The organism is Frankia sp. Hr75.2 (genome assembly GCF_949319125.1).
In the GTDB taxonomy this organism is placed as follows: domain Bacteria; phylum Actinomycetota; class Actinomycetes; order Frankiales; family Frankiaceae; genus Parafrankia; species Parafrankia soli.
In genome coordinates this window covers 1-9,203 of sequence record NZ_CASGGV010000059.1, presented here as the reverse complement: position 1 = coordinate 9,203, position 9,203 = coordinate 1, and the positions used below count along the sequence as shown (strand labels likewise).

General features: G+C 69.3%; 5 protein-coding genes and 1 pseudogene. All 6 read right to left on the bottom strand.

Annotation, left to right across the window (positions count from 1 at the left end; all coding sequences use genetic code 11):
* The coding region (locus AC559T_RS06450; protein ID WP_498868089.1) for a winged helix-turn-helix domain-containing protein at nt 1-465 on the bottom strand (465 nt) is incomplete at its 3' end.
* A gap of 1,035 nt (nt 466-1,500) precedes the next feature.
* Nucleotides 1,501-2,876: pseudogene (locus AC559T_RS06445) on the bottom strand (IS1380 family transposase).
* A gap of 128 nt (nt 2,877-3,004) precedes the next feature.
* The gene (locus AC559T_RS06440) at nt 3,005-3,937 is read right to left on the bottom strand and encodes a hypothetical protein (protein WP_131627742.1); all 933 of its coding nucleotides are present in this window, start codon (nt 3,935-3,937) and stop codon (nt 3,005-3,007) included.
* Nucleotides 3,938-4,415: 478 nt separating this feature from the next.
* Entirely contained in the window at nt 4,416-7,859 is a 3,444-nt protein-coding gene (locus AC559T_RS06435) for a helicase HerA domain-containing protein (protein ID WP_498868088.1), read from the bottom strand.
* A complete protein-coding gene (locus AC559T_RS06430; protein WP_498868087.1) occupies nt 7,856-8,620 on the bottom strand; it encodes a hypothetical protein in 765 nt (254 codons plus the stop codon). Before AC559T_RS06430 ends, AC559T_RS06435 begins: the two co-directional genes overlap by 4 nt.
* A partial coding sequence (locus AC559T_RS06425) for an endonuclease domain-containing protein (protein WP_498868086.1) occupies nt 8,617-9,203 on the bottom strand: 587 nt, incomplete at its 5' end. The genes AC559T_RS06430 and AC559T_RS06425, both read right to left, overlap by 4 nt.

Genomic DNA, 9,203 nt, shown 5'->3' with positions numbered 1-9,203 from the left:
ATGGGACGTCGAGGAAACAGACCCAGGCATCCCGGACCGCCGCAGTGGTTTTACCACCGGCCACCCCTCCTCGGACCAGCCCCGCACCGCGGTGTCGTCACGTTCGACCGCGCGGCGCGCCGGCGGCTGACACGACCAGCCGTGATGGTCCAACAACATCCACGCCCCCGGCAGCGTGTACTCGACCCCGAACTCCCGCCTGATCACCTCGGCGACCCGGGCCAAGGTCCACCGCTGATCCTCCCAGCCGTACACCCCCGGCCCCCGGCGCAGGATCTCCTCCAACCGGGCCAGATCCCGATCATCCAACCGGCACCGCGACAACGGCCCCGCCGACCGCAACGCCGCCGCGCCCCCTGACTCCCACGCCCGATACCAGCAGCCCGCTGTTTTCGGGGTCACCTTGAATTCCCGTGCCACCTCCGTCCGTGTCGCTCCCGCAGCGAACCGGTCAGTCGCGGCCAACCGAACCCGGCTTCCGCTCCACCTGCCCGGCGGGCGTCAACCCGCCACCCGTCGCATACCTCATAGCAAAAGATGTACCCGCCCACCACCAGCCATCACCAGACCCATTAACACCACACATTAATCTTCAGTACGCCACCGCATCCTCCTCGACTAACACGCAGTCACCACCGAAAGTGGAACAGAGTCGTTGATCAGACACTCCCCCTACGTGGCGTCACCTCCTGGTGGCGTCACCTCCTGTCTCATGGGCACACGAACTGCATGCATGGTTCGATGGGAGGGAGCTGGAAATCTGTCACGCAACGTGATGACTCCAGCTCCCTACTCCACCGTCATTCCTCATCCGAAACGCGCATCGGCCTCCAAGGATTAAGGATTATAGTAGTAATCCCACCGGTCGCCCTCAAAAGCGCAAGCCCAATCTTGGTCAAGAGGTGGCATGTTTCCGTATGCAACGCATGCTGCTCTAGAGTTGAAGCTTGGTCCCACGCTGGCCGCAGATGCGGGATTTGCGACAAGGATGAATAGGATTGGCATCAAGGCGGCCGTGCAAATGGTAGTGATCATCTTTATCACGGTGGGATCTCCAATCGAGAGAGGATGGCCCGGACCCGAACATTGATCCGGGTCTTCTCGGTCGGCAAGCGTCTCCACCTTGGAGGCGACCGACGATATAACGTGTCGTCGGAAATGTAGACCGCAAGAGGACGACAGCGGGAAAGATGCCCGCCCCACGACTCGCGAAACCACGACAGGATGGATTACTACTATTTAGTTTGAGTATTAAAGAGCGGCTAGAGCGGTGTGGGCGACCAGTGGAAAGGTGACAATAGGCGGAGAATACCCCATGGTGGCATTTAGCCTCGATCTTTCGCCTGGTGGGTGGGTGAGGTCTCGTGAGGACCGCCCGCTGTTTTCGATGTTGAATTGTGCCGTCGGGTCGTGATGGGGTGGCCCGTTGTCGCGCGGGTTGGGCGCTGGTCCACGGCCGGGGGTGGTGCGGGTTCGTCGGGGCGGTCGGAGGTTGGTGGCTTACCCGGGGTTGGGTAGCGCGTGCAGGGTGGTCAGGGCCTGGACGGCCAGTGCTGCCCATGGTGGTGCGCGGGCAGGTGGAGCACGGTCTGTCGTGCGTGGCGGGCGACCCGTCCGGCGATGGTGAACAGCCTGTGCCGCAGGCGTTTCGGTTCCCACCGTCGTGCGGTGTGGCCGGCCAGGGCGAGGGTCTGGGTCCAGGCGAGCAGGTCCAGTGCCAGCGCGACGACGGCGCACCAGATCTGGTTCTGGGTGAAGTCGTGCAGGGGCAGGTTCGCCAGGCCGGTGTCCTTGGCTGCGCGGATGCGGTCCTCGCAGCGGGCCCGGCGGCGGTGGCGCAGTTCCAGGTCGGCGAGCTGTCCGCGGCGGGTGTTGGTGGCGAAGGCGGTGCAGCGGTTGCCGTCGGGGTCGGTGATCCGTAGCTGGGCGACGGGGTGGGGACGTTCCTTGCGCACGATGACCCGCATGCCCGCCGGCCAGCCGGCCAGGTCCATCAGCCCGGTCAGCTCGGCGACCCATGCGCCGTCGCGGGGCTGCCCGTCACCGTCGTAGGCGGGTGTCCACGCCCCCGGAGGAACCTTGGCGATCGCCTCGGCGGCGCTCCCGGGCAGGGTGAACCCGACCGAGTAGGCCAGCCGCCGGCGGTCCAGCCACGCCACGAACGCATGCGTGCCGCCGCCGCTGTCGGTGCGGATGAGCACCGACCGGCCCCGGCGCAGCCGTTCCGGTAGCTGGGCGAGTGCCGCAGCGGCCACGGTGACGTGGTCGGCGGCCGTGTTGGCCCCGGCGTTACCCGGCCGCAGCAGCACCGACAACGGCTCGCCCGACCCGTCGGCGCCGTGGTCGGCAAACGCCCACAGCGGGTGGAAACCAAACCCCTTCTTCCAGGTCCGGTCAGCCTTCTCCTTCTCCGAGTGGGCAGTGACCAGAGTGGCGTCCAGGTCGACGACGAGCGGATCGTCGGCGGACACCCCGGCGTGCGGGGCGTGCGCGCCGGCCAGCTCCCACACCCGGGCCCGGGCGAGGGCCCGGGCGGCGTCGACCGCTTTCAGTGCCCTGCCGACGTCGACGGCCAGTCGGTCGACCGTGCGGGACACGGTCGGGTCCGAGGCCACCAGTCCGAACACGGCCGGCTCGGCGCGTAGCAGCGACATGTCCGCGAGGCAGTCCCCACCCAATGCCAGCGACAGCGCCAGATCGCACAGCACCTTGCCCGGGTCGTGCACCGCCCGGCCCGGCCGCCACGGCGCCAACACCGCCTGCCCCAGCCCGCTGACCCGGACCGTCTCGGTCAGCAGCAACCCGCCCGCCTGCGACACGACTCCCCGCCCGGCGGCGTCCACGCGGACAGACGGGTACACAGCGGTAGTCTTCACCGCGAAGGTGCTCCTCGGTTCGGGATCGATCAGGCCCTCAGCAAGCCCGATCCTCCCAGCTCAGGAGCACTTTCCTATTCCCGGCACCCCAACAGACGATCACCCCGGTGAAAGCCCGAGGTTAAGACTCACGCGGGCGAGGCGGCCTGACGCAGGCAGGTCTGGATCGTCTTACGGTGAACACCGCTGATTCCAGTTTGATCTGTAAGTCCGGCGACGGGGTCCGTCGAGTCAGGCCGGACAAGGTGAGACCTCCGGAGGTAGACCGCGTCCGCGGCGATCAGGCAGTTCGTCGTCAGGACCCGGGCGTCACAGGCGAGCAGGAACTCCAGGACACGGCACAGTTTCTCGCTGTTCCGGGAGATCCGACTCAGCGCACTCACCACGAACACGAAACCCGGTTCGGTCTCGGCCGTCCTCAGCGCGGCCATCAGAGCCCGGTCGAACCTCGGGTCGATCCCGCTGCAGACGACCTGCCGGAGAAAGCCCGAGGACGCTCCGGCCGCCGTCGCCGTGGGCGCGTCGACCAGTTCGTCATCGGTCGGCAGCTCTGGGTTGGCCGCCACCGGTAGTCGGTAGGACGCCCGGCCTCCACCGTCGACAAGGAGCCCGCGCAAGGCCTCGAGGGCGGACCAGGCACGTGGATAGCGCGCCGCCAGCCCGCCGAACATCCCGCCGCCGAGTCGGCCGGGCGCGCTGGCAAGTAGATGGGACAACGGTCCGGCCGCAAACGTGGTGATCGCCTTGATGCCGCCGACGTTGACGACACCGCGGGTGTGCGGCACCTCGAGCGCGCTGTTGCGGACCACTACCGTGGTCACCGCCTTCAACCAGGGCGATGCATCCGCAGGGTCGTGGTCGAACGACTCCTCGAAGAACGGGGCGGAGATCACCTGCCGGGCCGTTTGGTCGAGGGCGGCCATCGCCTCGGCCCGTTGTAGCACATCGCCGGCTATGGCCGCGCTCTCCTCCACCGGCACATCGCATGCTTCGGTGAGCATGCCGGGAAGGGCCCTGTCGCAGAACTGGCGCATTGCATCTGGATCAGGTTTCAGGGACATGTGACTCCCGATCTTCAATGTGCTTGCGTGGAGCGGCGGACAGCCTCGCACGATCAGGAGATTGACATCATCGCCGCCGATACGCTAATTGTCGGTCGCAAGCTGTAACTTCTGCAGGATATTGCAAGCTAATGGAAGTAAACAACCGGAATCGTCGATAGTGATGGGGAATCCGCGAGGAGGTGGCGAGCGGCCACAGCCGGAGTAGGAGACGGGAAGCATGTGGCAGGTCGCGGGTGACCATGGGCGCTCGCCCGGTCCGGGACCTCGACGACCGCTCCGACCTGGGACTTTTGCTCGTAGAGTGCTCCGAGATGAGGTGATATCTCGGCCTGGTTCCCTCGATCGCCGCACGACCGCCGTCCCGTCGACGGCGCACGCGACCGATGGTCCTGTCGGCACTCGGATGGGGCTATCCCGCCCCGTCGCCCGAGCCCACGGCTGGTACTACGGCAGCCTCGTCGCCGTGATCATGCGGTCAGTCCGGGCGGGCGCGGGTGATGACCTCCTCGGCGGTCAGCGGCGAAGGCGGATGGTGGCTCAGGCACATCGGTGTGCGGATCTTGGTGAATGGCAGGGTCTCGCTCGTGGCGTAGAACTCGCCGACGGCGAGCCGGCCGATGTCCGGGGCGTCGCCGCCGCAGGCGCGGGCCATCATCCGGGCAGCTTCGATCTGGGCCGGGGCATTGAGCCGGCCGAACATCTGTGTGGTGGCGTTGCCGGGGATTCCGTTGTGCAGGTTCTTCGGCGCCTGGGTGGCGAAGACCAGCCCGAGGCCGTACTTGCGGGCCTGCGAGGCGAGCGCCAGGGTGCTCGCGGTGCAGGCGGTGGACGGGCCGGACGGGGCGAACGTCTGCGCCTCGTCCATGACGAACAACCCGCCGAGGGGCCGGTTTCCGGCCGGATTGCGCTTCACCCAGGAGAACAGGGCGAGCTGGAGCTGGTTGACGAAGCTCTGGCGCTGCTCATCATGTTGCAGCCCCACGAGGCTGATCACCGAGACCCGGGCACGCTGCCCCGGCGCGGGGACAAGCAGCGTTCCAGGGTCGACCGGCTCGCCCTTTCCGCCGAACAACGGATCGTTGACCATCGCCGCTCGTAGCGTCTGCGCCAGCTCCGCGGAGCGTTTCCCCGCCGGGTCGAGGTCGTCGGCCACCCCGTCCGGCAGTTCGGCCAGCAGTTCGATGAACGCGGTCAGACCAGTCCGGTCACCGCGGGCGAAATGGCGCAGCGCCGCGGTCAGAACTGCCCGTCCGAGGCTGGCTCGGTTCGTGTTCCCGGTGACGTTCGCTCGGACGGCCAGCGTCGCGACGGCCGCGTCGATCGCCGCCTCGAACTCGTCCGGGTCGGCGCGCAGCCCGGCGAAGTCCGGTAGCGGCTGGAAGGTCAGCGACCGCCCGCCGTCGCGACGCGGCGTCCAGATCACCACGTCCGTGGCGGCCAGGTACTCGGCAGCGAGTCGGGCATCGCCGTCTCTCCAGGCGGTCGGCGAGTTCGGCCAGGCATCGCCAAGGCGGGCCAGGTCGTTGTTCGGATCGAGCACGATCGAGGACACCCCGCGAAGCGCGCACTCCTCGATCAGCCGGCGGATCAGCACCGTCTTGCCCGAGCCCGATCCGGCGAAGATCGTGACATGGCGGCGTAGCACGGCCAGGTCGATCCGGGCCGGCGCGTCTCCCCGCACCGCCGTGCCGAGCGTGAGCGTGGACTGGCCCGCGACACCGCCACCCAGGTCGTCCGAGGGAGCGAAGGACGAACGAACACCATCGGTGGAGGGTGCCACGGAGCGTGGACCCGGCCCGACCTGCGGCGGGGACACGGGGCCGGGCTCGGTCGCAGGCTCGGACTCAAGGCCGGCGTCACCAGCGCTGCCCCGAGGGTCGGGACCGGGCGTCATGGTGGGAGCGCAGGGCGCTAGGGCGGCGGAGCCCGTCGGGCCAGTGCTCGTCAGTGCTGCGCTGGTCGGGTATGCGCTGGTCGGTTCGGTGCCGACCGCGCCGCCGAGCGCCTCCCGCAGAAGCCAGGTGCCGCTGGCGGGGCGCCGGGAGGCCAGCCACGCGCGCAGCCCGGTGGGGCGCTGGTCGAGCAGGGTCCGCAACGCCGCGAAGGTGTCCAGGTCGCCCGCGTGCAACCGCAGGGTGCGGCCGCCCGCGGCGCTGAACGCGACCAGCGCCTGCTGCACCTTCTTCCCTGGACTCCACGGAGCGTTCCGAAGCAGGAACAGCCGTCGCCGAGGGTTGCCAGCGACCATGGCGGCGGCGGTGGAGGCCGCGATAATGCGCGGCAGAACCGCATTGCCATGGCTGGCTGTGATCGCCCGGAAGCACCAGTGCAGCTGCTCGCCGGTGTCGGCGTCGACGGTGCGTGTCAGCCGGGCGTGCAGCGCCGGGCGTGTGCTCGGCACCGGTTCGAGGCTGTAGTCGTGCGCTCCGCCGTTCTCGATGATCCACGCGGACAGTCCGGCGGTCAGCAGCACGGGCACGAGGATGTCCTCGTTGGCTGCCGTGACGCGCGGCGCGCCCGCTCGTAGCTCGGCGAACTGGGCGTCGAGCGCGCTGAGCACCTCGGGACTGGTCGCGCCGACCCTGTCAGCCGCTCGGCCGCGCCCACCGCCGCTCTGGTCCCCGCGCCCCAGCCGATCCGGGCGCTCGCCGTCCAGGTCGGTGCTATCGGTGAAATCCGTGCTGACGGTGATGTCGTGGTCACCGTTGTCCCGAACATCGACGATGTCGTTCTCGTCCGCGGCGGCGAAGTCGAACAGTTCACGGACGACGCCCGTGGACAGGCACTCCTGGAGATGTCGGTCGATGCGCTGCAACAGCTCGCGAGGGGTGTACTGGGGCGCGTGGTCGAAGGCCGACCGGGCCACCGGCCAGGTCGGATAGGGCGGGGCGAAGCCGATGCGGTCGAAGTCCTCCTGGAACCGGCGTTCGATGATCCTGGCTGTGATCTCCGGGTCGTCCAGCCGGTTGAGTGGCATGGTCGCCGAGAACCGGTCGCGCATGGAGGCCACCGCCCGCTCACGGAACTGGATCCAGCTGACCGGCAGGCAGGCGAGCAGGCACAGCGTCCGTTCCATGCGCTCGTGCAGGACGAGCAGGCCGTCCGCCAGCATGTTCAGCCGCACCGCACCCGACCCGTCGAAGCCGCCCAGGCCGCTGTCCGCTGCCTCGTCACGTGCCGTGAGCTCGGCGACGACCCCGTCGACCTGATCAACCGCGATGACGCTCGGTCCGGTCAGCGCGAGCAGTCGGGACAGATCGCGGGCGATCTCCATCGGTGGGCGGGTCCGGGCCAGCATGCCGCGGTGCGCCCGCTCGCCGGGCTCCTGCTCGTCCATCGACCGCAGGTAGGTCTCGCCGACCGCCTGGGCGTCGTAGTCGTCCGCGTTGTAGAGGATCAGGGCGCGCAGCGTGTGCTGGCATTCGCGGGCCAGCGCCCGGTCGTGGTCGAAGAACGCGACGACGAGGTCCTTGAGGTGAACTGGCACCAGCGGACGGTCTCCGACGACCGCGGCGGCCAGCTCCGCCGGCACGCCGAACCGCGCGCACAGCGCCAGCAGGAAGCGCCGGACCTCCGCCTCGCCGTCGACGGTCCGGAAGAGGCTGGTGAGCATCGCCGAGACGACGCTCTCGGCAAAGGCGTCCCCACTCACCGGGCCGATCAGGAAAAAGTAGCCGCCCTGCCGTTCGACCTGCTGACGTACCCAGCCAAGCAGGTGTGTCTTCCCCGCGCCGGCCTGGCCCTGCACGACGATGCCTGGCGGCTTGCGGTCGCCGAGCCGGTCCAGAGCCGCGAGGATGCGCCGGCGCGGCTCGACGTGGACGCCGTCGACGTGCACCGGCGAATCGCGCCAGACGTCCTCGAGCCCGTGTACCCAGTCGAGTTTGATGGCGGCGAGCGCCTCCAGCTCGGCGCTCATACCGGCCCGATCAGCAGCAGATGGTTGTCGTGCTCACCGATGCGGACCGCGGCCGCGCGGTCGGCGGCCGTCAGGGACTTCTGGTCCTCGTCCGGCACCACCCGCACGTCGGGCCGTCGGGCCATCTGCCGCAGCACCTGGTCGACCTGCTTACGGTCGACGCTTCCGAGCAGTGGTCGGACGTCGGCCAGCCGCACCCAGTCATGAGCGTCGGTCGCCAGGCTGGCATACGCTGCCCGGATCGTCGTCTCCAGGCTGGCAGGATTCCCGCTCCGATCGGCCTCCGTGTCCGCCGCCGCCGCCGTCTCCGTCTCCGCCGCCTCCGGCGAAACGGCTGGGCCCGGATCGGGTGGCCCGGCGTAGGCACCAAGCGCTTCGCCGATCGCCCGCTGCTCACGCGTGAGTAGCCGGGCCACCCCTTCGGCGAACGCGAAGAAGACGCCGGCGGGCACGCTGAGCCTCGTGAAGTCGGCACGCAGGGTCAGCTCTCGCGACGCCCTGTTCCAGCCCGCGTCCGTCAGCGTGTGGAAGAGGACGTTGCCGTGGCCGCGAATCTTCTCGCTGCCGACAAGGCCGAGGTCGTTGAGGCGACGCCGGTCGTCGCCGACCAGGGTGAAGCTGAACCGGTCCCGCAGCTCGCTGTTGGAGATGGGCTGGTCCTGAGCGACCAGAGCCAGCAGGATCGCTGCCTGCCGGACGGTGACCGCCGTCGTGTCGCGGGTGGCCGAGCCGCTGGGGGAGACCGAGCTGTCGCGGGTCATGGGTTGGTTGCCTCTTCCGATGGTGTCCGGCGTGCCGTTACGCAGCGCTCGATCTGGCTGATGACGAGGTCCACGTCGCCGAGAACCGCCTCGTTGGTGAACCGCAGGACGGTGAAACCCTCGAGACCGAGTTCGTTGTCCCGCCAGCGGTCGCGTTCGTAGTGCGCCATCCCACGGTGCTCGGGGCCGTCCACCTCGACGACGACCCGCTGCGCGAACCACGCGAGGTCGACGTAGATCAGCGCTGAGAGCGGCCCCGACCGGTGCGGCTGGTTCCAGGCCCGGCCACGCGCCCAGGCCTGGCGGCTCAGCGCACGTTCGAGCTGCTGCTCCGCCCGGCTCGCCGGATGTGGCCGCCCCCGCACCGCCGGTACGGTCGCCGCCGGCGGTTCCGGGACGGAGATGGCTGGCGCCGCGGAGGTGCCCGGCGCCGCGCGTGGGGATCGCGGAGCCGCCGTGGGCGGTGCGACCGGCGCCACCGTCGAGCCGGCCGGGACGGCACGGGTGAACCGGTTGTTCGCGGGGGTCGCCGGACAGGGCAGAGCCTGGATCCGGTCGGCGTGTGGCGTGGGGGGGGGGGGCG

Coding starts and splice junctions, on each gene's coding strand:
- AC559T_RS06440 (WP_131627742.1), bottom strand. CDS start 3,937: ATGTCCCTGAAACCTGATCCAGATGCAATGCGCCAGTTCTGCGACAGG.
- AC559T_RS06435 (WP_498868088.1), bottom strand. CDS start 7,859: ATGAGCGCCGAGCTGGAGGCGCTCGCCGCCATCAAACTCGACTGGGTA.
- AC559T_RS06430 (WP_498868087.1), bottom strand. CDS start 8,620: ATGACCCGCGACAGCTCGGTCTCCCCCAGCGGCTCGGCCACCCGCGAC.